This is a genomic window from Pelosinus baikalensis, assembly GCF_020819555.1.
Taxonomy (GTDB): domain Bacteria; phylum Bacillota; class Negativicutes; order DSM-13327; family DSM-13327; genus Pelosinus; species Pelosinus baikalensis.
The window spans coordinates 55,548-80,650 of record NZ_JAJHJB010000012.1; the positions used below are offsets into that span (position 1 = coordinate 55,548).

19 protein-coding genes and 1 other annotated feature (1 of these 20 only partly in view) are annotated in these 25,103 nt (G+C 39.8%); of the genes, 18 read left to right on the forward strand and 1 reads right to left on the reverse strand.

All coding sequences use genetic code 11. The features are described 5' to 3' along the window. The first annotated feature begins 74 nt into the window (after positions 1–74). The 18 genes from LMF89_RS10580 to LMF89_RS10665 all read left to right on the forward strand — a co-directional run bounded on the left by LMF89_RS10580 (position 75) and on the right by LMF89_RS10665 (position 23,151). Entirely contained in the window at positions 75–2,189 is a 2,115-nt protein-coding gene (locus tag LMF89_RS10580; protein ID WP_229535042.1) for a xanthine dehydrogenase family protein molybdopterin-binding subunit, read from the forward strand. After that, positions 2,186–2,656, forward strand: a complete 471-nt coding sequence (locus LMF89_RS10585) for a (2Fe-2S)-binding protein (RefSeq protein WP_229535043.1) — start codon at positions 2,186–2,188, stop codon at positions 2,654–2,656. Before LMF89_RS10580 ends, LMF89_RS10585 begins: the two co-directional genes overlap by 4 nt. Further along, positions 2,650–3,468: an FAD binding domain-containing protein gene (locus LMF89_RS10590; RefSeq protein WP_229535044.1), complete on the forward strand. Its 819-nt coding sequence runs from the start codon at positions 2,650–2,652 to the stop codon at positions 3,466–3,468. Before LMF89_RS10585 ends, LMF89_RS10590 begins: the two co-directional genes overlap by 7 nt. Positions 3,469–3,647: 179 nt before the next feature. Next, complete coding sequence (locus LMF89_RS10595) at positions 3,648–5,000, forward strand: NCS2 family permease (protein WP_229535045.1); 1,353 nt, start codon at positions 3,648–3,650, stop codon at positions 4,998–5,000. A 64-nt stretch (positions 5,001–5,064) separates the two neighbouring features. Continuing rightward, a complete protein-coding gene (locus LMF89_RS10600; protein ID WP_229535046.1) occupies positions 5,065–6,342 on the forward strand; it encodes an amidohydrolase family protein in 1,278 nt (425 codons plus the stop codon). A 245-nt stretch (positions 6,343–6,587) separates the two neighbouring features. Beyond that, positions 6,588–8,336 (forward strand): sigma 54-interacting transcriptional regulator, encoded by a 1,749-nt coding sequence (locus LMF89_RS10605; RefSeq protein ID WP_229535047.1) that lies wholly within the window; start codon positions 6,588–6,590, stop codon positions 8,334–8,336. 35 nt (positions 8,337–8,371) lie between these two features. Next, positions 8,372–8,626 (forward strand): adenine deaminase C-terminal domain-containing protein, encoded by a 255-nt coding sequence (locus LMF89_RS10610; RefSeq protein ID WP_369412581.1) that lies wholly within the window; start codon positions 8,372–8,374, stop codon positions 8,624–8,626. A 399-nt stretch (positions 8,627–9,025) separates the two neighbouring features. Then, entirely contained in the window at positions 9,026–10,243 is a 1,218-nt protein-coding gene (gene dpaL, locus LMF89_RS10615) for a diaminopropionate ammonia-lyase (protein ID WP_229535049.1), read from the forward strand. Between the two features lie 26 nt (positions 10,244–10,269). Then, the gene (gene ssnA, locus LMF89_RS10620) at positions 10,270–11,598 is read left to right on the forward strand and encodes a putative aminohydrolase SsnA (protein ID WP_229535050.1); all 1,329 of its coding nucleotides are present in this window, start codon (positions 10,270–10,272) and stop codon (positions 11,596–11,598) included. 15 nt (positions 11,599–11,613) lie between these two features. Further along, positions 11,614–12,993 carry a nucleobase:cation symporter-2 family protein gene (locus LMF89_RS10625; RefSeq protein WP_229535051.1) on the forward strand — a complete coding sequence of 460 codons (1,380 nt, stop codon included), beginning with the start codon at positions 11,614–11,616 and terminating at the stop codon, positions 12,991–12,993. 47 nt (positions 12,994–13,040) lie between these two features. Further along, positions 13,041–16,319: a putative selenate reductase subunit YgfK gene (ygfK, locus tag LMF89_RS10630; protein WP_229535052.1), complete on the forward strand. Its 3,279-nt coding sequence runs from the start codon at positions 13,041–13,043 to the stop codon at positions 16,317–16,319. Positions 16,320–16,382: 63 nt separating this feature from the next. Next, on the forward strand, positions 16,383–17,630 hold the full coding sequence (locus tag LMF89_RS10635) for a YgeY family selenium metabolism-linked hydrolase (protein WP_229535053.1): 1,248 nt from the start codon (positions 16,383–16,385) through the stop codon (positions 17,628–17,630). A gap of 63 nt (positions 17,631–17,693) precedes the next feature. After that, positions 17,694–18,698 carry an ornithine carbamoyltransferase gene (locus tag LMF89_RS10640; RefSeq protein WP_229535054.1) on the forward strand — a complete coding sequence of 335 codons (1,005 nt, stop codon included), beginning with the start codon at positions 17,694–17,696 and terminating at the stop codon, positions 18,696–18,698. 2 nt (positions 18,699–18,700) lie between these two features. After that, a complete protein-coding gene (arcC, locus tag LMF89_RS10645; RefSeq protein ID WP_229535055.1) occupies positions 18,701–19,651 on the forward strand; it encodes a carbamate kinase in 951 nt (316 codons plus the stop codon). 92 nt (positions 19,652–19,743) lie between these two features. After that, the gene (gene hydA / locus LMF89_RS10650; RefSeq protein WP_229535056.1) at positions 19,744–21,123 is read left to right on the forward strand and encodes a dihydropyrimidinase; all 1,380 of its coding nucleotides are present in this window, start codon (positions 19,744–19,746) and stop codon (positions 21,121–21,123) included. A 60-nt stretch (positions 21,124–21,183) separates the two neighbouring features. Then, positions 21,184–21,900, forward strand: a complete 717-nt coding sequence (locus LMF89_RS10655) for an XdhC family protein (RefSeq protein WP_229535057.1) — start codon at positions 21,184–21,186, stop codon at positions 21,898–21,900. 49 nt (positions 21,901–21,949) lie between these two features. Next, a complete protein-coding gene (locus tag LMF89_RS10660) occupies positions 21,950–22,270 on the forward strand; it encodes an XdhC family protein (protein WP_229535058.1) in 321 nt (106 codons plus the stop codon). 329 nt (positions 22,271–22,599) lie between these two features. Continuing rightward, positions 22,600–23,151, forward strand: coding sequence for a gamma-glutamylcyclotransferase family protein (locus tag LMF89_RS10665; protein WP_229535059.1), 552 nt, complete (start codon positions 22,600–22,602; stop codon positions 23,149–23,151). Positions 23,152–23,254: 103 nt separating this feature from the next. Here the strand turns inward: LMF89_RS10665 and LMF89_RS10670 are convergent, their stop codons facing one another. Then, entirely contained in the window at positions 23,255–24,817 is a 1,563-nt protein-coding gene (locus LMF89_RS10670) for a 2-isopropylmalate synthase (RefSeq protein WP_229535060.1), read from the reverse strand. Between the two features lie 92 nt (positions 24,818–24,909). Next, positions 24,910–25,103: a binding site (T-box leader), on the reverse strand (it continues 33 nt past the right edge of the window).

The window sequence follows — 25,103 nt, forward strand, 5'->3', positions numbered from 1 at the left end:
TCAGCCAAAACTATAATTTATGGTTTTGGCACTTTTGAAAATGTCTATTACTAGAATGCGCGTGGGAGGAGAATATGGAAAATATTAGCGGATCAATAAAGAAGAAAGACCATGAAGCCAAAATAAACGGTAGTGCTCTTTATGTAGATGATCATCTGATGGACGGCATGCTTTATGGCAGAATGTTACATTCCGCCAAGGCAAAAGCACGTATTACCAAGATTATTCTTCCTGAATTGCCTGAGGGTTATTTGATTGTGGATAAAAACGACGTAACAGGTGTAAATCGTGTTGCAATTATAATTCATGACACGCCTGTTTATGCCGAGGATACGGTAGAATATGTAGGTGAGCCAATTTTAATGGTTGTTGGCCCGGATGATCAAGTCGTTGAGAAAATTTTGCATAAGATTGTGGTAGTGTATGAAGAGCAAATCCCAGTTCTTGATATGCTGACATCAGATACAGTTTTCTTTGATTACAATTATACAAAAGGAGATATGGATAAGGCCTTAGCGGAAGCGGATCGTGTTTTTATCGAGACGTTTCAGACTGGTTATCAGGAACAGGCTTATCTGGAAACACAGGGGCTTATTGCCTATCCTCAGGATGGTCGCATGACGGTACGTGGTTCGATGCAGTGTCCATACTATGTGCATAGTGCAGTTGCCAACGCGATCGGCTGCGAGGGAAAAGACGTTCAGATTATCCAAGATGTTACTGGCGGTGGCTTTGGCGGCAAGGAAGCCTTCCCTTCCATACTCGCTTGTCAGGTCGCAGTTGCAGCAAAAAAGGCAAATAAGCCAGTTAAGGTCATTTTTGACCGACGGGAAGATATGGAGTTTACTTCGAAACGCCATCCATCCCTTAGTACCTATAAAGTAGCAATTAAAAATGGTGAAATTACAGGTATGGATATTGATGTTCTCTTTAATAGCGGTGCCTATACTACACTTTCAGCAGTTGTTTTGCAGCGTGGCTTGATTTGTGCAAATGGTGTATACCGCATCGATAATCTTCGCGTTGGCGGGCGTGCGGTTAAGACAAATACGGTACCTTGCGGCGCATACCGCGGTTTTGGTGCGCCACAGACCTTTTTTGCCGTAGAAATGATTATGGATCATATCGCCAAGGAAATGGGTCTGGATTCTTTGGAGCTGAAAGAAAAATATATGGTTAAACAAGGTGATTCTACTTCCACAAGCGGCAAATATCATTTCCATGTGCCACTGCCTGAGATGATTCAGCGGATTGATGAGCTGACTGATTATCGTGCTAAGCGTAAGCAATACCAGCAGCAGATTGGACGGTACCGAAAAGGCATCGGTCTATCGATGTTCTTTCATGGTTGTGGTTTTACCGGCAGCGGCGAACGTGACATTATTAAGGCCGTGGCCAAGATTAGGAAAAATCCAAATAATACAGTAGAGATTCTCGCTAGCAATGCGGATATTGGTCAAGGGCTTAAAACTACGTTTTGTAAAATCGTTGCGGACACCCTTGGTATTTCTTATGATCAGGTATATATTGATAATCCGGATACAGATCGTGTGCCTGATTCAGGTCCTACTGTAGCCAGCCGTTCTTTAATGACCGTTGGCGGATTGCTGCAGCGAGCAGCAGAGAAACTTAAGAAAGAATGGCAGGAAGGAAAAGAACAAGTGATAGAGGAGCATTTTGTTGAACCTGATTTTGTAATTCCTTTTAACCTTAAGGACTTTAGTGGCGACGCCTATCCAACTTATTCCTGGTCAGTGAATACGATTGAAGTGGAAGTAGACACACTGACCGCCACGACAAAAATCCTTGGGGCATGGGGCATTTTTGATGTGGGTGTACCCATTGATACGAATATTGTCGTGGGGCAGATGGAAGGCGGTTTTCTGCAAGGAATTGGTTATGCTTCCATGGAGCAGATGGATTATAACGATAAAGGTATTATTCGTAATAATAGCTTTAGCGATTATATCATTCCTACAGCGGTAGATGTGCCAAATCTTGTGGCTGAAATTATGAACAATCCATATACCCATGGTCCCTATGGAGCCAAAGGGGCAGGTGAACTTCCTCTGGTTGGTGCGGCCCCTGCTTATGTGGAAGCGATGGAAAATGCTCTTGGTGCTAATTTAAATAAGGTGCCATTCACACCAGAAGATGTTATGAAAATTTTACAGGGGGTGGATACATGATGATAAACTTTATTCTTAATGGTCAAAAGGTTGTGTCAACTGCTAAAGCAAATGAGCGTCTTCTCGATATACTTCGCACTGAGTTTGCTTGCACTGGAGTAAAGTGTGGCTGCAAGGAAGGGGAATGCGGTGCCTGTTCTGTCGTTCTTGATGGCAGATTAGTTAATTCCTGTATGGTGGCGATGGGGCATGTTGAAGGCTGTACGGTTATGACCATTGAAGGTTATCGTAAAACAGAGCGTTTTGCAGTTCTTGATACGTCATATGCCTCGGTTAGTGCAGTACAGTGCGGTTTTTGTATGCCAGGTATGGTACTTGCGTCCGAATGTATTCTTGCCAAGAATCCAAACCCGACGGAAGCAGAGATACGTGAAGGGATTTCCGGTAACCTTTGCAGATGCACTGGTTATAATGCCATCGTACAAGCGATTAGCATTGCAGCAAAGGAGGGGAAAGGTTTATGGTAAATGGCTATCAGGCAACATCTTTGAAAGAAGCATTGAAGATCCTTGCCAAAGCATCGGTGACTCCTTACAGCGGGGGTACCGATTTGATGATTGATCCAGAGGAAAATGCGACATTTTTGTTTCTTGCTAGAATACCCGAGATGAAAAATATCGTAGAAGATACAGAATATCTCCGAATTGGTGCTGCATGCACTTTTACTGAGATTATTGAAAATGAGCTGGTACCGGCTATTTTAAAGGAAGCAGCAGCGCAGATTGCGGCACCGGCAATCCGAAACCTAGCTACGATTGGTGGCAATATCTGTAATGGCTCAGCTAAAGGGGACAGTGCACTGATCTTATTTGCGACAGATGCTAAACTACGCCTTGTCAGCAGCAGGGGGGAACGAGTTCTTCCGATTGCAGAGTTCTATCTGGGTAGAAAGAAGACCGCTCTGCAGTCGGATGAACTACTTGTTGAAATTCTGATAGATCGAATCAATCTCAGTAATTATTATTATAAGAAAGTGGGGGCCAGAGATGCGTTGGCAATTTCTCGAGTCTCCTTTGCTGCCATTTTGAATGTAGCGGATGGTAAGATTGTGAACTGTATGACTGCATATGGCGCAGTCAGCGATATTAACATCAGACGCCCAGATATTGATGCAATGTTAGTCGGTAAAACGACGAAAGAGGCCAAGGTTGTTAAGAAAGAGTATATAGCAGCGTATGATCAGGCAATTGTTCCTATCAAAGGTAGAATTTCGGCAGAATACAGAAAAGCTGTTTGTATGAATTTGCTTCGTGATTTTCTAGAAAGCAATGGAATCTGACTTCAAAATGACACGATGAATTGATGCCCATGGTAGTTTGTGTGCCAATTGCTGCGAGTGCCGATATCCCGCTGTGCTTTTGGCAAAGGAAGCTAGTGAATTTTAAAGAGTACTAATGTAATTCATTATTTTAAATCTAGCATGAAATAGCCCTATTTAAAAATAAGGAGCGTAAGTACATGTTGAAAACACAAGTAACGGAAAATCAAGGCAATATACAAGTTTTCTTGAACCGATATTTTAAATTATCGCAAAGAGGAACAGATATAAGGACTGAAATGTTAGCTGGTTTAACTACCTTTATTGCTATGTCTTATCTGATTTTTGTCATTCCGGGACAATTTCTGGCCGCGGCTGGCATGCCTCACACCAGTGCTACGGCGGCTACCATTCTTTCGACGGTATTTGCTACTTTACTGATTGGTCTTTACGCTAATTTACCCATTGCGATGGGGCCAGGATTAGGTTTAGGCGCTGTATTTGCTTTCGTTATGGTGGGCAGCATGGGCCTAAGTTGGCAAACAGCATTGGGCGCGGTTTTTGTATCAGGAGTGTTATTCTTTATACTCGCCATAACCAATATCACCAAGGCGGTCATTGAAGCGATCCCTACCATGCTTAAATCCGCTATCGGTGTAGGGCTTGGCTTATTTATCGCCTTTATTGGCTTTAAGGGGGCCGGCATTATTGTTCCATCCCCGGGCACCATTGTAACCTTAGGCAGTTTAAAACAACCTGGGGTACTTTTAGCGATTATCGGTCTGATTATAAACAGTATTTTATTGGCACGCAAGGTAAAAGGTGCTTTCCTGATTGGCATTTTATCGACCACGGTAATCGGCATGTTTATGGGGGTTGCCAAAGTGCCAACAAGCATTAACGATTTAATTTCCTTTATTCCGCCAATGCCGGTTGAAACTATGGGGCAATTGGATATTATGGCAGCCATTGGATATGGCCTGGTATCCATTATTTTTACGATTACCATTGTGGATCTGTTTGATAATATCGGCACGTTAATTGCTATTTCCGGTAAGGCTAAATTACTTGACAAAAACGGTAATCTGCCTGATATTAATAAAGCTTTGCTGGCGGGTTCTTTGGCAGCTATGATGGGAAGCTTTTTGGGCTCCTGTACAGTGACTTCTTATCTGGAGAGTGCGGCAGGTGTTGGGGCTGGAGGCAAATCAGGTTTGGCATCCGTTACTACCGGGATATTATTTTTGGCCACTCTTTTTATAACGCCTTTGGCTGCTTTGGTTCCAGGGGCTGCTACTTCCTCCATCCTTATTATTTTGGGAGCTTTAATGATCGGTGAAATTGCACACATTGATTTTACCGACTTTACCAATGCGCTGCCGGCGTTTTTAACAATTATTTTGATGCCGTTAACGTCTAGTATTGTGGAAGGCATGGCCTTCGGTTTCATTGCTTATACACTGCTCAAAGTGGTTACTGGCAGAGTGAAAGAGATTAATCCTTTAATGTACATTTTATCCATTATTTTCGCAATCCATCTTTGGATGAAGTAGTGACGGTCTGGGAATATTTGATTTTGTGAGCGGTTCTAAGTAAAAAAGGTGGGTGAATATAATAATGAATAATGACGTGATGATTATTAAAGGAAATTTCATTTTTACACCCAGTTTTGGTCAGTTAACAGTTCTGGAAAATAGTTATATTGTAATTGAAGGACAGTGGATCAAAGGAACGTATACTGAGCTTCCAGAAGAATTTACAGGGTTGCCTGTAACCGATTATGGAGATGATCTGATAATTCCGGGATTTGTGGACTTGCATTCCCATGCACCGCAATTTGTCAACCGCGGTTTGGGACTTGATCTGGAATTACTTCCATGGTTGGAAAAATATACTTTTCCAGCAGAGGCTAAATTTAACGATTTGGCATATGCAGAAGCAGTTTATAAGGCGGTTGTTGTAGATCTTTGGAGATGGGGGACCACGCGTGCTGTACTGTTTGGCACCATTCATAAAGAGGCTACGGCTAAGTTGCTGGAACTGCTGGCAGGGGCAGGTTTGGGAGGATATGTGGGAAAAGTCAATATGGACCGGAATTCTCCGCCGGCACTGACAGAAACAACAAAGCAGTCATTGGCCGATACGGAGGAATTTCTGCAAGACACTGCCAGTCGGTATGCATTGGTAAAGCCGATTGTCACGCCAAGGTTTGTACCTTCCTGTACACCGGAACTGATGACGGGACTGGCTTGCTTAGCCAAGAAGTATCAGGTGCCGGTCCAGTCCCACTTATCGGAAAATACTGCTGAAGTCACCTGGGTGAGAGAATTGCATCGGAAGTGCCAGAACTATGGAGACGTTTATAATCAATTTGAATTATTCGGCCAGCAGCCAACCATTATGGCACACTGTGTCCATAGTGATGCTGCCGAAATAGAACTAATGGCGAAGAATAATGTATATGTGGCTCATTGCCCATCTTCCAATGCTAACCTATCCAGCGGGATAGCACCTATTCGCAGGATTATTAAAGAAGGGGTTTCAGTTGGATTGGGTTCCGACGTCGCGGGCGGACACCAGGTGTCCATAGCGCAGGTGATGGTAGCAACTGTGCAAGCGTCCAAATTGAAATGGCTGGAAACGCAGAAGACGGAAGATTTTATTACTATGCGAGAAGCTTTTTATCTGGCAACCAAGGGTGGCGGCAGCTTTTTTGGTCAGGTAGGCAGCTTTGAGGCAGAATACGAATTTGATGCATTAGTCATTCATGATCACTATGTAGTTGATCCGAATCAACGGTCTTTGGAAGAACGACTGCATCGGTTTATTTATATCGGCGACGATCGAGATATTATTGCTAGATATGTGGCTGGTAAAAAAGTCGATCATCCGTAATCTGCTTCGTAGGATAAAATAGACTTGATCAAGTAGAGTATAAGCTCCTTCAGATCAAGTCTTTTTCTTATAGTACTAGATTGCTTTAAGGCGGACAGATCCATGTTATTAAGGCTTTAGGACTAGTTGAAGGAGAAGCAATTGCTTATGTGAAATTATTCCATATTGCTTATGGATTTCCTCATAGTTAGCAAGAAAGCAGCTCTAGCAGTTACTGAGAAAAGAGTAGTGGGGGGCAGGCTGTTGTGAAAAAAACAATTTTACAGGAAATTCAGGATGTAGTTATTCAGTATGGAAATATGATCTCTCATGTGATTAAAGTGGATGTGGAGATTGTTGATAGTAATTTATTTCGTATTTCTGGTACAGGACAATACATTAACCAAATAAATGTTGATATGTCGAAAGAAGGCTTTGTTTATCAGCAAGTGCTGGCTACGGGTGAAACCCAATTAATTAAAGAACCTGGTGAACATATATTTTGTAAGTTGTGTTCCAAACAGAACTGCTGTGATGAAAAAATGGAGTTATGTACTCCTATTAAATTAAATGATGAAATTATTGGGGTAATTGGATTAATTTGTTTTGATGAAGAGCAAAAGCAAAGGTTATTAGATGATATAGATTTTTATCAACTATTCATACTGCAAATTGCAGGATTTATAGGAGCGAAAGCCTATGAGCATCGAGAGAACGAACGAAACCAAGTCATAACTAATTTATTACTGCAAGTGATTAATAATGTAGACAAAGGTGTACTGATCTTAAATCAATGTAATCAAATTATTCAAATTAATGAGAGTGCTTTAAAGCAATTGCAATTAACCTCATCTTGTATCTACGAAAAAGTTGTCATTGAGGCTACTGGTGATTCGATGTTAGGGGTAGAGGAATATAAAATCATGATTGCAAACAAAAAGTTCTACTTAATGGGAAATTTATTAAGCGTATCTCCAGGTTTAGCAGTTTATGATAAAATTTTTATTTTTGACGAAATGAAAAGTGTAAAATCAGATATTTATGGCTTAACAAATGTATCTAAATTGGTTAGCTTAGATAATATTATTGGTGAAGCCGAAGTGATTAAACAACTAAAAAATAAAATACGCAAGGTAGCTGACTCTACATCTACAGTACTTGTTACAGGGCAGAGTGGTACAGGTAAAGAATTGATTGCTAGGGCCATTCATGCTACAAGTAATCGAAGTGATAAACCCTTCATTGCTGTAAACTGTGGAGCTATACCTGATACTTTATTAGAAAGTGAACTTTTTGGTTATATAAAAGGGGCTTTTACTGGAGCGGACCCACGTGGGAAAATTGGCAAGTTTGAACTTGCGAATAAAGGCGTTATTTTCTTAGATGAAGTGGGTGATATGCCAATTTACTTACAAGTTAAATTGCTAAGGGTTTTACAAGAGCGAAAGCTAGTGCGAATTGGTTCTAATCAGTTAATATCATTTGATGTTCGGGTTATAGCTGCCACAAATAAGGATTTGAAAGCTTTAATCAAAGAAAATAAGTTTCGTGAGGATTTATATTATAGGTTGAATGTGATTCCACTTGAAGCACCGGCTCTTGGGCAAAGAATAGAAGATATACCATTGGTTGTAGCTAGTACTATAGAAAAATACTGTGGTTTATTTCATAAGAAAGTACAGGCTATTGATCAGCAAACTATGAATATTCTAATTCATTATCCTTGGCCTGGTAATGTACGTGAGTTAGAAAATACTATTGAGTTTATGATTAACATGGCAGACGAATTAGGGACATTAACTGAGGACACATTACCTCGCAATATTCGTGAATATAAAAATGATATAGGGCAGGCAGAGGGTGAAAGTATTCGGCTTTTGCGAGAAGTAGAACGAGAGCATATATTGAAGGCTGTTGCTTTTCATGGCAATACTACAAAAGGTAAGCAGGTAGCTGCAAAACAGTTAGGAATTGGAGTTGCTACCTTATATCGAAAATTGAATGAGTTATTATAATTGGTATTTATTGAGGAGAAAGAAGATGGTTAGCTATTGTCAATAAGGGAAAGGTGTTAGGGAGCCTTGCTTTGCCCTTAGCAGGGTTAATGGCAGACCAGGATATTCATATTGTTCATGATCAATTAGCCTCATTGCATAATATTGCCTATGAACTTGGCGTTAATGCTTGTTATGATCCCTTTATGACGTTGGCTTTTATGAGCTTGCCCGTGATACCAGCATTAAAATTGACCGATAAAGGGCTTGTTGATGTAAATAAGTTTGGCGTTTTAGAGGTGTCGGTTTAGGAGTCAATGGTGTTTAGTTGGAATGAAGCTAATAGTGATATCGAAAATAAAATTATCATAATGATAATAAATTTTTAAAATTTAATTGATATATACCTCTTGAGAGTTCTCATTAGAGGTTGGTGAGAGAATAAAAAAATGTAAAATGCGATATTTATCATATTGATAAAAAATATCATATTGATAAAAAAATCGGTAATTATCTTATATCATAGGAAAAGTTTTTGCTTTATATTGTCTGATTGGCTTTAGGTATTTACATGTACATTACTAAGTATCTAGCTGCTTCTTCCTATGCGTGCCTTAATATGAATAAGTATTTATGCTGTTATCTGAATTTTGGCATAGTTCTTGCAATATGATACGTATGGGATAATCGTGGAAAAGGAGCAGAAGTATATGGAACAAAAAATAAAATGGGCTATGAATGATTTGTTGGGAAAAACAGCAAAGGTTTCTACTAATTTTTTGAGTCAGAAAGAAATAGAAAAAGTTAAAAAATTTCATGAGAGTTTTCCTGAATATAGTCGTACACCATTGCGTAATTTAAAGAATTTGGCTACTCATTTAGGAGTGGCTGGGGTATATGTAAAAGATGAATCGTATCGTTTTGGCTTAAATGCTTTTAAAGTACTGGGAGGATCCTTTGCCATAGCTAATTATCTAGCACAATGTCTGGGCAAAGATATTAGCCAATTAGATTATAAAAATTTAGTTTCGGATGAGACACGTAAGCAGCTAGGCGAAATTACTTTTGCTACGACAACTGACGGAAATCATGGGCGGGGGGTGGCTTGGACTGCGAGCCGATTGAAACAAAAGTCCGTAGTATACATGCCTAAAGGGTCTTCCATTACACGACTCAACAACATTAAGGCAGAGGGAGCAGTAGCATATATAACCGAATTAAATTATGACGACGCTGTGCGATTAACATCTGAAAATGCCCAAAAAAATGGCTGGGTAGTCGTCCAAGATACTGCATGGGAAGGATATGAGGAAATACCTGCTTGGATTATGCAGGGATATGGCACCATGGCTGCTGAGGCTTTGGAACAATTACAGGAAATGAAAGTTGACAAACCTACACATATCTTTATTCAAGCCGGTGTTGGTTCGTTAGCAGGTGCTGTACAAGGATATTTCTCCTCTGTGTTTGGTGAAGAACGGCCGAAAACAATCATTGTTGAATCTGATCAAGCGGATTGCTTATATCAGTCTATTCTAGCGAATGATGGTCAGCCTCATGCTGTTACAGGCGATCTTAATACGATTATGGCTGGCTTGGCTTGTGGTGAACCCAACACTATTAGTTGGAATGTTTTAAGAGATTATAGTGATAGCTTTGTTTCTTGTCCCGATTGGGTGGCAGCAAGAGGAATGCGTATTTTGGGAAGCCCAATAAAAGAAGATTTTCAAGTTATCTCAGGAGAATCAGGAGCGGTTACAGCTGGATTATTAGCTACAATCATGACCAATGAAAAGATGAAAGAGGTAAGAGCTAAGTTTGGTCTTAATGAAAACTCCAAAATACTCCTCTTTAGTACAGAAGGCGATACCGATCCTGAGAAGTACCGTGATATTGTGTGGGATGGTAAATTTCCTGTAAATGAGTAAATATAAAAGTAAGTGAGGGGATAGGCATGTTGCTTGTTGGCAATGGCAAAGTGATAACGAGGGATACGTGTCAGCCGTATCTGGCTGATGGTTGTGTAGTAATTCAGGAAAATATGATTATTGAAGTTGGCTTGACTCAAAAGATGCGGCAGCAATATCCTGATGCTGAATTTATGGATGCCAAAGGCAGAGTCATCATGCCTGGAATGATAAATACTCATATGCATTTATATAGTACCTTTGCGCGTGGCATGTCATCTAAAGATGCTCCACCACAAAATTTTGTGGAAATTTTAGAGCGATTATGGTGGCGGATAGACAAGGCTTTGACATTAGAGGATATTTATTATAGTGCAATGGTTGTATTGATTGATTGTATCAAAAATGGTACGACCACCATTTTCGATCATCATGCTAGTCCAGGGGCAGTGCGGCAGAGCTTATTTGAAATGGCAAGGGCCACTCAGGCTGCTGGCATACGGAGCTGTTTGTGCTATGAAGTATCGGACCGGGATGGTAAGCAAATTATGGAAGAAGGGATACAGGAAAATATCGAGTTTATCAATTATGCTGCTAGTCGGCAAGATGATTTGACAAGAGGTATGTTTGGTCTTCATGCCTCCATGACATTAAGTAATGAGACCCTTGCAAAGTGTTCTAAAGTAAATGATGAATCAAAAATAGGTTTTCATGTTCATGTGGCTGAAGACGCTGCTGATCAAGTGAATTCAGTAAAGAAATATGGAAAACGAGTTGTAGAACGTTTGGCTGAGTTTGGGATGGTTGGGCCCAAATCCCTTGCTATACATTGCGTTCATATAGATGAACGTGAAATGGATATTTTACGGGTAAAAGGTGCCAATGTAGTTCATAATCCTGAATCAAATATGGGAAATGCAGTGGGCTGTTCACCTGTTCTTACCTTAATGAAAAAGGGCATTACAGTTGGTTTGGGCACAGATGGTTACACCAGCGATATGTTTGAATCATTTAAAGTCGCCAATATCTTACATAAGCATAACCAAGGAAATCCTAGCGTAGCATGGGGGGAAATACCAACCATGGTATTTGAAAATAATCCTACAATCAGCAACCAGTATTTTTCACATCCTATTGGCAAATTAGCTCCCGGTTGTTATGCCGATGTCATTATCGTAGATTATGATCCGCCCACTGCCTTACATGAAAATAATGTTAATGGTCATATTTTATTTGGTATATCAGGCAGAGCGGTTGTTACAACGATTATCAATGGAAAGATCCTTATGCTTGAAAGAAAACTAGTGGATCTGGATGAGGTTGAGATCTGCAGTAAAGCACGGGAGCTAAGCTCTAAGTTATGGTCTAGATTATAATGGCAGAAGTAATTATTGTATTTTGCTATTAGCAGCGTTGGTGAAATAAATAATGGGGTGATTGAAATGCCAGAAAACGTGTGTCATCCAGTAGATGAAAAATTGCCATTAGGGCAGACCTTTGTCTATGGATTGCAACATGTCTTGGCGATGTACGCTGGGGCTGTTGCAGTTCCTTTGATTCTTGCTAATGCGCTTAAATTACCAAATGATGTACTTATTTATCTTATTAATGCAGATCTATTTGTGGCAGGTATTACAACAATTATTCAGTGTATTGGGTTTGGCCAGATTGGCAGTAAACTTCCTTTGATGCAAGGTGTGACGTTTGCTGCGGTAACGCCCATGATTATTATCGGGCAGACTCATGGGTTAACTAGTATTTTCGGTTCAACCATTGCAGCAGGTATTATAACTTATCTGCTTAGCCCATATTTTAGTAAACTTCTGCGTTTCTTTCCACAGGTTGTTACTGGAACTATCATTACCATCATTGGTATTTCTTTATTACCAGTTGCTGTGAACTGGTCGGCTGGAGGTAATCCTTCTGCTCCGAATTATGCAAATGGTACCTATATTTGTTTGGCTTTTGTGGTACTGTCATTTATTTTGCTATTAAATCGTTATTGCAAGGGCTTTTTAAGTAATATTTCTGTACTCCTGGGATTGATTTTTGGTACGATCATTGCCATACCTCTAGGAATAACAGATTTATCAAAAATATCTCAAGCAAACTGGATTGGAATTACATCGCCCTTTGCTTTTGGGCTGCCTACCTTTGAATTTTCATCCATTTTAGCCATGACTGTAGTTATGCTTGTAGTAATGACAGAAACAACGGGTGATCTCATTGCTATCGCTGAAATTGTAAAAAAACCTCTCCAATCAAATGATTTAACTAAGGGACTTCGGACTGATGGTATTGGTACATTAATTGGCGGAATATTTAATTCTTTTCCTCATACTGCATTTGCCCAGAACGTTGGTCTTGTAAGTTTGACAGGCATTAAAAGTCGTTTTGTTGTTGCCTCTGGTGGACTTATATTGATTGTCTTGGGGCTTCTACCTAAGGCTGCAGCTCTTGTAGCTGCTATTCCTAGCCCTGTACTTGGTGGTGCTGGAATTGTCATGTTTGGTATGGTAGCTGCCAGTGGCATTAAGTCATTAGCAAAAGTAAATTATGAAGGGAATAAAAATTCTCTGATTGTGGCAGTGAGTGTGGGAGTGAGTATGATTCCATTGGCTGTTCCTAGCTTCTACCATACCTTGCCAGAGTGGGCAGGAATTGTTTTACATAGTGGTATTACGGGAGGTACCTTAGCTGCGATTCTATTAAATGCCTTCTTCAATGAGTTTGGTACAATTATAAAAAAACAGGAGTCTAGTGTTGCGTAAGTAATGTTTTATTATCAAATTCAAATGGATCAAGGAGGAAAATCTACATGTCTCACACCATGAAAGTTCAGCCTTTTGAAGTTATACTTACATGGATTTTAAAGGAGTTTGAGGAAAAACATTCTATCTTTGGGATACATCATTCGTTGTTCTACATTCCTTCAAAAGAGAATCCCTATGTCATTAAGAATATGTTTGGAAGTTATCTGGCAACTCCCATTGGTACTGCAGCAGGTCCGCATACGCAATTGACTCAGAATATTATTTGTAGCTGGCTGTCCGGCGGACGGTTTATTGAGCTTAAGACAGTTCAGATTATGGATGAGTTAGAAATCTCTAGACCCTGTATTGATATGGAGGACGAGGGTTATAACGTCGAATGGTCTCAGGAATTGAAATTGGATCAATCTGCAAATGAATATATAAAAGCTTGGGCATTGATTCATATTTTACACAACATGCTTGGTTTTACACATCTTCCTGTGGGAACTATCTTTAATATGAGTGTAGGTTATAATCTGGAAGGAATAAAAAGCCCAGCTATGACTCGCTTTATGAATCGTATGACAGACGCCTCAGAAGAAATTGCTCAGATTAAAGCTATTATTGAAGATCAGTTTCCGCAGTTCGCAGATCTTGAAATTCCTACTCAGCTTACCAATAATGTGACTCTTTCTACCATGCATGGCTGCCCTCCTGATGAAATTGGGAAAATTGCCTGTTACTTAATGGAAGAGAGAAAAATGCATACCACCGTTAAACTGAATCCTACCCTTCTCGGTAAAGAAAGGTTAATGAGCATTATCCATGATGATTTAGGTTATAAGGATATTGTCATTCCCGATGCCGTCTTTGCCCATGACTTGCAATATGAGCGTGCGTTAGAATTGATCAAAATGTTACAGAAGGTTGCTGCTGAGCAAAAATTAATATTTGGCATAAAATTGACCAATACATTAGCTATGAAAAATTACAAGGGTAATTTACCCGGTGATGAGATGTATATGTCAGGACGGGCGTTATATCCTATTGCAATGAATCTATATGATAAAATTCTAAAAGAGTTTCATGGTGATCTACATGTTTCCTATTCTGCGGGAGCAGATGCTTTTAATTTGACAGATATTTTAGCTTCTGGTGCAAAAAGCGTAACGGTTGCTTCTGATCTACTGAAACCTGGCGGCTATTCTAGATTTGTCCAATATCTAGAAAACTTGAAAAATGAAATGGCAAAGCGTGGCGCGAGAAGTCTAGAGGAACTTGCTAGCAATAAAATGGTTAATTTAGAGAAAGCAGCTGCAGAGGCACTAATAAATAAACGTTATAAAAAAAGTTATCATCCATATGATCTACCTAAAGTTGCATCTAATCTTGATATGTTTGATTGTGTAACAGCTCCCTGTATAGAACAGTGTGCAGTATGCCAAGATGTTCCCGAATATGCTTGGCTGATTGCAAATGGCGAATATGATAAGGCTCTGGAGGTAATTTTAGCTCGTAATCCTCTGCCAGCAATAAACGGGTATATTTGTACTCATCTCTGTCAGACCCGCTGTACTCGGAATAACTATGATGAACCAGTAGCTATCAGAGCGTTGAAACGATTTGCTGTTGAAAAAGGCCAGGTTACAAGACTAACAAAAAATATGACCAATAAAAAGGCAGCAATCATTGGTGGGGGGCCTTCAGGGCTGGCAGCAGCAGCTTTCTTAGCATTAAATGGTATTCAGGCTACTATTTATGAAGGAAAGGATAAAGCAGGCGGCATGCCGGCGATAGCTCCGGCTTTTAGGATCCCTCAGGATGTAGTACAAAAGGATATTGATCGTATAACAGATATGGGGGTAAAAATAGTACTTTCTCATCCTGTTGCTACCCCTCCAGAGGAGTTGTTAAAAGATGGTTTTGATGCCGTTTATGTAGCTTGTGGTTTTGCGAAAGATGCTCGTTTGAACATTCCAGGAATGGAAGCAAAAGGTGTCTATTCTGCTCTTGAACTGCTAGAGCTCGTAGCCAAAGGTGAGAATCCGGATTTAGGTTCCAATGTTCTGGTAATTGGTGGTGGTAATACTGCCATGGATGCAGCTCGCACCGCTCAGCAAATTACAGGTAAACCAGTAACGGTTGTTTATCGGCGGACTAAAAAGGAAATGCCCGCTACGGATGAAGAGAAGCAAGAACTCTTTGAAGAAGGCAACTTATTAGAAGCACTTGCTACGCCAGTGCAAGTGCTTCTAAAAGATGGCCGGGTAGCGGCCCTGGAGTGCTTACGTAATCAGTTAGGTGAAGCCGATGCTGACGGTCGGAGAAATCCAGTAAGTATTCCAGGTAGTGAGTTTGTAATAAAAGCAGATTCTATTATTATCGCTATTGGACAAAGTCCGGATGTTACCTTTCTGAATGGTAGTTCCGTATTTCAACATAAAAACAGTACAATTGCTGTAGATGCTAAAACAGGCATGACAGATAAGACAGGGGTATATGCAGGTGGTGATGCTACTCGGGGACCAGCCATTGTGATTCAGGCTTGTGAGGATGGACGCCGAGCAGCGGAATCGATTTGCCAAGAGTTTGGTATTGTTTTTGAACAAGGGATTTGTCCTGGAACAATACTCTCTGAAGCAGAGATTTTAAAAGTAAAACAAGTTCGCGCCAGAAAAGAAGTCCAACTTAGACCTGATAGGCTTCCAGTGGCTGAGCGCATTGGTTTTAACCTTATTGAGCAAACCTTTACAGAAGAGGCTGCTCGTCAGGAAGCAGCTCGTTGTATGCAGTGTTCTACTTTCTGTGATAAGTGCGTTGAGGTATGTCCTAATCGGGCTAATTATACCTACATTATTTCACCAATAAGAACAACCTTATCCACACTTGCTTGTCAGAATGGCACACTGATGGTGGTAGGGAAAGAAAGTTATAATATTAATCAGCATCGCCAGATTATCCATCTTGATGATTTTTGTAATGAGTGTGGCAATTGTGCTTCCTTTTGTGTTCATAATGGGAAGCCATATGTCGATAAGCCAAGGTTATTTCTCAGAGAAAATGATTTTAAACAAGAGAAAGATAATGCGTTTTACATCCAAGGAAATACCATTTATAGACGGGCGGACAGCATAGAGTCGAAGCTTTCTGTAGAGAAAGATGGAGTAATATTTGAAAATCCATTCATTACGATTCAATTATCTCCTGATTTTGCAATCAAGGAGATGGCATTGAAGAAAGACTTTACAGAGATACTTTCCTTGCGAGAAGCAGTTCAGATGGCGCTCATTTTCCAAGGTATTACCACTTCGTTGCCATTTCTATCCTCTAATTCTGCTACATAAAGAATTAAGGATAGCAAAAATAGTGATACATATTATAAAAATAGTTAGAGAGGGGCTGACATTTTGAAAGTCGATTTTAACAAAGTTTTAGAATTAGCAAAAAAGTATGAACCTGATATGAGTAAGTTTTTAAGGGATATGATTGCTATTCCCAGCGAAAGCTGCCAAGAGGAAAAAGTGATACTTCGCATTAAAGAAGAAATGGAAAAAGTCGGTTTTGACAGGGTAGAAATTGATCCTATGGGAAATATTCTGGGTTATATGGGTCATGGTAGACATTTGATTGCAATGGATGCTCATATTGATACCGTGGGCATTGGCAATCCTGAAAACTGGAAATATGATCCTTATGAGGGTTATGAAGATGACGAAATTATCATTGGACGTGGCGGCAGTGACCAGGAGGGCGGCATGGCTTCCATGGTGTATGCGGGAAAAATCATTAAAGATCTCAAGCTGGAAGGGGACTATACATTAGTGGTAGTTGGCTCTGTGCAAGAGGAAGACTGTGATGGACTTTGCTGGCAATATATCATTAATGAAGATAAGTTGAAACCAGAGTTTGTTGTGATTACCGAACCAACAGACGGTAAGATTTACAGAGGTCAAAGAGGGCGTATGGAAATCAAAGTAGCAACGAAAGGTGTAAGCTGTCACGGTTCAGCTCCTGAACGCGGGGATAATGCAATTTACAAAATGGCTGATATTCTAAATGATTTGAAAGCTCTTCATGAAAATCTAGTGGATCATGATTTCTTAGGCAAAGGTAGCCTGACAGTATCGGAAATTTTCCATACTTCACCTTCCCGATGTGCTGTGGCTGATAGTTGCTGGATTTCTATTGATAGACGATTGACTGTGGGTGAGACAGGTGACTATGCAATTGGGCAGATTAAAAACCTTCCCTCTGTAAAAGCTGCAAATGCAGAAGTTACAATGTATCTATATGAAAGACCTTCTTATACGAACTTGGTTTATCCTACCGAATGTTATTTCCCAACATGGTTGATTGAAGATGAACATCCCGTTTGCCACGCCGTAGTTGATTCTTATAAAGGCTTATTTAAAGAAGAGCCTAAAGTAGACAAATGGACATTCTCTACCAATGGGGTTTCGATTATGGGGCGTTATGGTATTCCTTGTATTGGTTTTGGACCTGGACATGAAGATCAGGCTCATGCACCAAATGAACGAACTTGGAAGAAAGAATTGGTCAATTGTGCCGCAGTATATGCAGTTATCCCCATGATTTATACTACCGAATATGCTGCTAAAATGCCTGCTCATACTGCAAACCTTGTAAATAAATAAATTTTGTTTTTTATTAAAAACAATTTTTTCTATAAAATATAAAAATTTAGGGGGATTATTATTATGCAAACCATTTTTCGTGGGAGACATTTCATCAACTTGGAAGATTTCACTAGAGAAGAAGTAGATACCATGCTCGAAGTGTCATTTGATCTTAAGAAAAAATTTGCTATGGGTATTCCTACGAATTATTTACCAAATCAATCTATGTTCTTAATGTTCTTTGAGCAATCAACTCGCACTAGGAACTCTATGGAAGCTGGCTTTGCTCAACTTGGTGGGCATGCAGGTTTTCTTGATTCTAGCAGCATGCAAATTGCACATGGTGAAAGTGCGAAAGATACAGCTATTATCCTTTCTCGTTTTGGTCATGCTATTGCTTGCCGTTATTGCAACTGGGGTTATGGTAATAAATATCTGAATGAAATGGCTAAATGGTCCCATAAACCTATCATGAACCTACAGTGTGACCTCTACCATCCGTTCCAAGCATTAGCGGATTTAATGACCATGAAAGAAAAACTTGGTGATTTAAAACGTGTAAAGGTTGCTATCATTTGGGCGTATGCTGAAAGTCATAAGAAACCAATTTCCGTGCCTGTATCACAATTGTTGGCATTCCCTCGTTATGGCATGGATATATGGCTGGCTCATCCTAAAGGTTGGGAACTTCCTGATTGGGTCATTGAACAGGCTAAGGAAAATGCTGCTACATATGGCGGTACTGTAACAGTCACGAATGATGAGGCCGCAGCTTATGAAGGAGCACAAATTGTTATTCCTAAAAACTGGGGAAATTGGGTTAATGACCAAACAGGCGTTGCTGCTTCTGGTGCTGTTTCTGTTGTTGATGATAAACTTATAGCGCAAAAATCATGGAAGTGTACTGAGGCTAAGATGGAAACTGCAGATAAAAATGTAATGTATATGCACGCTTTGCCTGCTGATAGAAATAATGAAGTTGAAGATTCTGTGATTGATGGTCCTCATTCTATAGTATATGATGAAGCTGAAAACCGCCTTCATACTGCAAAAGCCGTTATGACTCTCTTAATGGGTGGCCGATAAGGATGAATAAGCTGGCTGTTATCGCTATCGGAGGTAATTCTTTGATTAGTGACAATTCCCATCAAACTATTGAAGATCAGTATAGTTCTGTTTGTGAAACTGCACGAAGTATTACTGGCATGATGGAAAAAGGCTACAATGTAATCATCACTCATGGTAATGGTCCTCAAGTAGGTTTTATTCTAAGACGATCCGAAATTGCGACCGAGATAGCAGGAATGCATCCTGTGCCTTTGGTAAGCTGCGGTGCAGATACGCAGGGGGCTATTGGTTATCAGATACAGCAGGCTATGGATAATGAATTTAGTAGAAGAGGTATTGATAAGTCTGCCGTTACCATTGTCACCCAGGTGATTGTTGATGCTAAGGATTCGGCTTTTGAAAATCCAACAAAGCCTATTGGCTCTTTTTATACGGAAGAGCATATTCAAAAGATCAAAGCGGAAAATCCTACTTGGGTGATGGTAAGTGATGCTGGCAGAGGATATCGTCGTGTTGTTGCGTCCCCTTTCCCCAAAGAAATTGTCGAGATTGATATTATTAGAAAGTTGGTTGTAGAAGGATATTGTCTTGTGGCAGTTGGCGGCGGTGGTATTCCTGTTATTAAACAGGCTGATGGTACATTAAAAGGAATTGACGCGGTTATTGACAAGGATTTCGCTTCCAGCTTGCTGGCAGCGCAAATCAATGCAGATGTACTTATTATTTCAACAAGTGTACCTTTAGTGTATCTGAATTATGGTAAAGCGGATGAAAGAGCATTGGAGAAAGTGACTTTAAATGAATTGAAGCAATATGTTCAAGAAAATCATTTTGCTCCTGGCAGTATGCTACCTAAAATTCAAGCTGTAATAAGTTTCTTGGAAAGTGGCGGTAAAAAAGCCATTATTACTAATACTGAGTCTTTGGAAGCAGCGATATCTGGAAAAACTGGTACACATATATATTCATAATTGTTAAACTGGTAATTGTTTTACACCGAATAGATAGACTGCAGAGATACTACAAAGGTGAGTATCTCTGTAGTTTTAATGGAGGCGCTACTGTGGGGATTGTTTTGCGTGGTGGAACCATTGTAACAGCTGTTGATTATTATAAAGCCGATGTTCGTATCGAAGGTGAAAAAATTGTTGCTATCGGCAAGGAAATTATTTTACCAGAGGATATAATCTTGGATGTAGAAGGGCATCTTTTACTTCCCGGAGGTGTTGATGTCCATACACATTTTGATTTGCCAGTAGGCAATACTGTCACTGCTGACGATTTTACCAGTGGTACGCAAGGGGCAATCATGGGTGGGACAACGACAATTATTGATTATGCAACCCAATTTAAAGGTCAAACCCTCAAGGAGGCTTTGACCAACTGGCACGCTAAGGCTCAAGGAGCGTGTTATGTAGATTACGGCTTCCATATGGCCATAACTGAATGGAATGATGATATAGCTGAGGAAATAGGTTGGTTATCACAAAGCGCTGGGGTAACTTCAATTAAATTATATATGGCTTATAAAAATTTGTTGCAGGTTGATGATGATATTTTATTTCAAGCCTTAGTTAAAAGTAAACAGTGTGGCGTGCTAGTTTGTGTCCATTGTGAAAACGGGGATATGATCTACAATTTAGTAAAGCGATATCGCAGTCAAGGGAATGTAGCGCCTTATTATCATCCTCTATCTCGCCCTATTGTGGCAGAAGAGGAGGCTGTTTACAGGATTATTGCTTTAGCACATGCTGCCCAATCGTCAGTTTATATTGTACATTTAAGTTCAAATAATGCTTTGCAAGTTGTGATGAATGCAAAATGTAGGGGTAATCGAGTTTATGCTGAGACATGTCCTCAGTATTTATTGTTAGATGAAAGTTTTTATAGCAAAGATCATTTTGAAAGCGCCAAATATGTAATATCGCCTCCCTTGCGCAAGAAAGAAAATCAGGATTTTCTTTGGCAAGGCTTACATGATGGAATGCTTGATGTTGTTGCCACAGATCATTGCTCTTTCAATTTTCATGGACAGAAAGATGCTGGTTTGCATGACTTTAGTATGATCCCAAATGGTATTCCAGGAGTGGAGAATCGCTTAGGACTCCTCTACACCTATGGTGTTGTCCCAGGAAAAATCAGTATAAATACATTTGTTAATGTAACTGCAACTCAGCCAGCAAAAATTTTCGGACTATTTCCTCGTAAAGGAACGATAGCACCAGGCAGTGATGCTGATATTGTAGTATGGGATGTGAATGATGTCTCAGTAATTAGCGCTCAAGCCCAGCAACAGCGAGTTGACTATACACCTTATGAAGGTTTTCAACAAAAAGGCAAAGCCTTACACGTTTTTTTGCGAGGGCAGCAGGTTGTACAAAATGGCAATTTGTGTGACGGAGACCCTCAGGGGATTTATTTGCTACGTAAGTTGATAAGATGAAGGAATATTTCAAGATTACCCTTAGTAGGCCTTATCTAAGGTTTGTGGAAAGGAGAAGATATGGATCATTTCTCAAATATTTTACAAAAATTCAATCATTATCAATCGACGGAAATTATAACAATAGTAGGCACTCCGAAAGAGCAAGCAATTCACTTAGGAAAAATGTTGACTATATCCAAGGAAAATGAGTTTGAAGGAATGCTTATTGACAAAGAATTTACAGCTTTGGTTGTTAATAAGATAGAAACAACAAATTGGCAGAGGCCCACTATCATAGAAATAGAATATGAGGGGGCTTACCGCCTTTTTTGGGATTGTTTGCGCACTCGTCTGAGTGCTTTAGTGCTGGGTGGTGGACACATCAGTCAGCCCGTAGTAGAATTGTTACATCTGATTGGTTATGCTGTAACAGTTATAGATGACCGTCCAGAGTTTGCCAATACCCTTTCTTTCCCCAAGGCAGAAAAAGTTATTTGTGAAAACTTTGGAACTGCTTTAAAAGACGTAGAAAGTAATGATTATTCGGCAATTATCATAGTTACTAGAGGACATCGTTATGATTTAGAATGTTTACGAGCTGTACTCAATTATCCGGTACCATATCTAGGGATGATCGGTAGTAAACGAAGGGTGAAAGGGATTAGGGACAAGCTGACTGAAGAAGGTATCGCAGCAGAAATTTTATCACGTCTGCGAGCTCCCATTGGTCTTGACCTTGGTGCCCAGACACCAGCGGAAATTGCTCTTAGTATTGTTGCAGAGGTATTAGCATAGACTCGAAATGCTACTTGCTTACCGCTTAGCGGTAAAGGGAGGGGATAGGATGGATGAAAAAATTCTTAAGGCTATTTGCGTAGTTAAAGAGGAAAAGAGTAGGGCTGTACTAGTTACGGTCATTGATACTCGTGGATCGACGCCTCGTAAAGCTGGCACCAAAATGCTTGTCTATCCTGATGGAAAGATACTAGGTACGATTGGTGGTGGTTGTACAGAGTCAGAGGCTAAGCTACAAGCTCTTCGAGCATTGGATGAGGGTATGTCGTTTACTTATATTCTGTCGTTACTCGATGATACTGCCGCTGATGAAGGCATGGTTTGCGGCGGTACAATGGAGATCTTTCTGCAAGTGATTTGTATCAGCTAGGGGTAACGCCTGGTGCAACAGAATAATCTACACTGGGTGCTAGGCATGGGACTTCTGGACAGACACGGATGAAAAAGCAGCTGAAATATATCTTACTTAAAATTTTATTAGACATATCTCTTACTTTGAGATATGATGTTCTAAAAGTAACTAAAAGAGAATGAAGTAGTGAAGCAATGGCGCTCCAAGACAATCCGTATTGTTTTTGGCGCTTTTTTATTTATTGCTATGCTTGATAATACAAAATGCTGCTGAAGATATGTTCTGTTGCACTGATAGCGGCTTAAAACTTGCAGATCATGAGTATAAAATAAAAGGGGTGTAATCATATGGGAACAACCAATCCAACTCGTCTTTATTTTGCCTATGGATTTAATCTTAATTTTGAAAGAATGAAGCAAAAATGCACTAAGCCTTGTGTACTTGGCATTGCCCGATTACCGGGTCATAAGATTGGGTTTTACGAAAATTCTGTTATCTGGGATGGAGCCGTAGAAACTGTTGTTCCTGATACTCAATCGGAAGTGTGGGGAGTGTTGTATCAATTAGAATCTTATGATTGGGAACAATTAGATAATTGCGAAGATGCGAGGTTAGATGGAACTGGGGAATATTTTCATTATCCGGTGGAAGTACTTGATGAGCAAAATGGAGTCAGAGAAGCAAGTATTTACAAGAAAGCCAGATTGGGAGAACCTAAGCTGCCTAGCACTGAGTATTTGGATATAATTATTCAAGGGGCAAAAGAGCAGGGATTACCTGAAAATTATATAGCAACCCTAGAACATATTATTTCAAAGCCTGCTTCTTATGCTGTACCACGACAACGAGGTCAGAGTAAGCAGGAGGCTTGTGGAGGATGTGATGGGTGTTTAGAGTGATTAAGTAAACTATAATTGCCTTATAAAAGGCATACAGCTCTTACTTCAATAGAAGAAGGAGTTGTATGCCTTTTTGCAATAGTAAATTATCAAGTATTGTGCGTTATTTTTCGTTACCAATGTCTTCAATGATAATCGTGTTTACGCCATTCAAAAACGCTAATGCGCTGGCTCTTATAATATCGGTGTCGACTGCTTTAGATGAATAGACTTTATTGTTATATCGTATTTGTAAATTGACTCGTCCTAGGGCTTCTTTGCCTCTAGAAACACTAGTTATCTTATATTCCACTAATTCGATGTCAAAACCTACAATGTTTTTTATGGCTGTATAAAGCGCATCAATAGGACCATCTCCAACTGCGCTGTCTTTAAAAATATCTTCACCACGTTTTAAGCGTACACTTGCAGATGGAAAACTATCATTACTGATTACTTGGGAAGCCACGAGTTCATATAATTTTCCGCTTACCGTGTGTACTTCTGCTTGGGTATTGCCTTGCTCAAAATAGTAGCGGTCAACGAGGTAGTAGAGGTCATGAGTATAGACCTCTTTCTTTAAGTCCGCAAGGTTCAAAAATTTGTTGAAAAGATTTTCGAAGTCGTTATTTTCTATGTCTTTGTGTATGATTTTGCTGATAGCATCTTTAAAGGCGTGTCTTCCCGATCTGGCTGTTAAAATGAGCTCCATATTTTCCACGCCAACATCTTCAGGTCTAATAATCTCATAGGCATCACGAGATTTTAGCAGACCATCCTGGTGTATGCCAGAGGAATGAGCAAAAGCATTGTCACCGGTAATTGCTTTGTTAACTTGGATATCTAATCCCATTAAAGTACTGACAAGCTTTGAGGTCGTTTTTATTTCTTGCAACACCACATTGGTGTGAGCATTGTAATAAGAGGAACGTAGCTTAAGACCCACTGCAACTTCTTCTAAAGCTGCATTGCCTGCACGTTCGCCAATACCATTTAAGGTACATTCTACTTTATTGGCTCCATTTTTGACAGCGATTAAGGTGTTGGCCGTGGCAAGCCCTGTATCATTATGACAATGTACACTCAATATTACCTTATCATTTAAATTTTTTAGTCTATAATTAATTTTATTAATTAGTTCGCCAAATTCTTCAGGGACTGCATAGCCAACTGTATCAGGAATATTAATCATGGTGGCGCCAGCTTTTACTACTTGTTCAATCGTTTTCCAAAGGTATTCAAAATCGCTCCTGGAGGCATCTTCTGTAGAGTATTGAACATTGGGAAGTAATGTCTTTGCATATCGTACGGCATCAACGCCCATTTCTAAAATTGATTCTTTGGATTTATTAAATTTTTTCTCAACATGAATCGCAGAAGTTCCTAAAACGATATGAATGAGGGGATTTTGCGCATATTTAATGCTTTCATAGACTGCATCAATATCTCCTTTAACAGCCCTTGCTAGAGCAGTAATCATCGGACCATCGATAATTTCCTTGGCAATCCTTTGTACAGAGTCAAAGTCACCTTTAGAAGAAGACGGGAAACCTGCTTCAATAATATCTACATTTAATTTTTTAAGTTGATGAGCAATTTCAAGTTTTTCGTATATATTGAGTTTTGCACCAGGTACTTGTTCGCCATCTCGTAAGGTTGTATCCAATACTAATACTCTTCTACTCATTAAAAATACCTCCCAAGTTTATTTTATATAATTCATGGAGATTTTTAGTGACTAATCCGGATTTAGACACTAAAAAACCTCGTCTCTACTATAATAGAGACGAGGTAAACTCGCGGTACCACCCTAATTGGTTCAAAAATGAACCCCCTTTTTCGATGGCAAACACCATCTATCCTTGTAACGGTGGAATTCCGGCACACCCTACATTATCGGGCTGCAGCTCATGGGTGAGTTCAATGCATGAAATTTACTGAATCGCACCAACCTTCAGCTCTCTGAAAATTTC

What these genes read in the sequence shown, in the direction of transcription:
- LMF89_RS10580 (WP_229535042.1), top strand. Translation starts at nt 75, where the DNA reads ATGGAAAATATTAGCGGATCAATAAAGAAGAAAGACCATGAAGCCAAA.
- LMF89_RS10585 (WP_229535043.1), top strand. Translation starts at nt 2,186, where the DNA reads ATGATGATAAACTTTATTCTTAATGGTCAAAAGGTTGTGTCAACTGCT.
- LMF89_RS10590 (WP_229535044.1), top strand. Translation starts at nt 2,650, where the DNA reads ATGGTAAATGGCTATCAGGCAACATCTTTGAAAGAAGCATTGAAGATC.
- LMF89_RS10595 (WP_229535045.1), top strand. Translation starts at nt 3,648, where the DNA reads ATGTTGAAAACACAAGTAACGGAAAATCAAGGCAATATACAAGTTTTC.
- LMF89_RS10600 (WP_229535046.1), top strand. Translation starts at nt 5,065, where the DNA reads ATGAATAATGACGTGATGATTATTAAAGGAAATTTCATTTTTACACCC.
- dpaL (WP_229535049.1), top strand. Translation starts at nt 9,026, where the DNA reads ATGGAACAAAAAATAAAATGGGCTATGAATGATTTGTTGGGAAAAACA.
- ssnA (WP_229535050.1), top strand. Translation starts at nt 10,270, where the DNA reads ATGTTGCTTGTTGGCAATGGCAAAGTGATAACGAGGGATACGTGTCAG.
- ygfK (WP_229535052.1), top strand. Translation starts at nt 13,041, where the DNA reads ATGTCTCACACCATGAAAGTTCAGCCTTTTGAAGTTATACTTACATGG.
- LMF89_RS10640 (WP_229535054.1), top strand. Translation starts at nt 17,694, where the DNA reads ATGCAAACCATTTTTCGTGGGAGACATTTCATCAACTTGGAAGATTTC.
- arcC (WP_229535055.1), top strand. Translation starts at nt 18,701, where the DNA reads ATGAATAAGCTGGCTGTTATCGCTATCGGAGGTAATTCTTTGATTAGT.
- LMF89_RS10655 (WP_229535057.1), top strand. Translation starts at nt 21,184, where the DNA reads ATGGATCATTTCTCAAATATTTTACAAAAATTCAATCATTATCAATCG.
- LMF89_RS10660 (WP_229535058.1), top strand. Translation starts at nt 21,950, where the DNA reads ATGGATGAAAAAATTCTTAAGGCTATTTGCGTAGTTAAAGAGGAAAAG.
- LMF89_RS10665 (WP_229535059.1), top strand. Translation starts at nt 22,600, where the DNA reads ATGGGAACAACCAATCCAACTCGTCTTTATTTTGCCTATGGATTTAAT.
- LMF89_RS10670 (WP_229535060.1), bottom strand. Translation starts at nt 24,817, where the DNA reads ATGAGTAGAAGAGTATTAGTATTGGATACAACCTTACGAGATGGCGAA.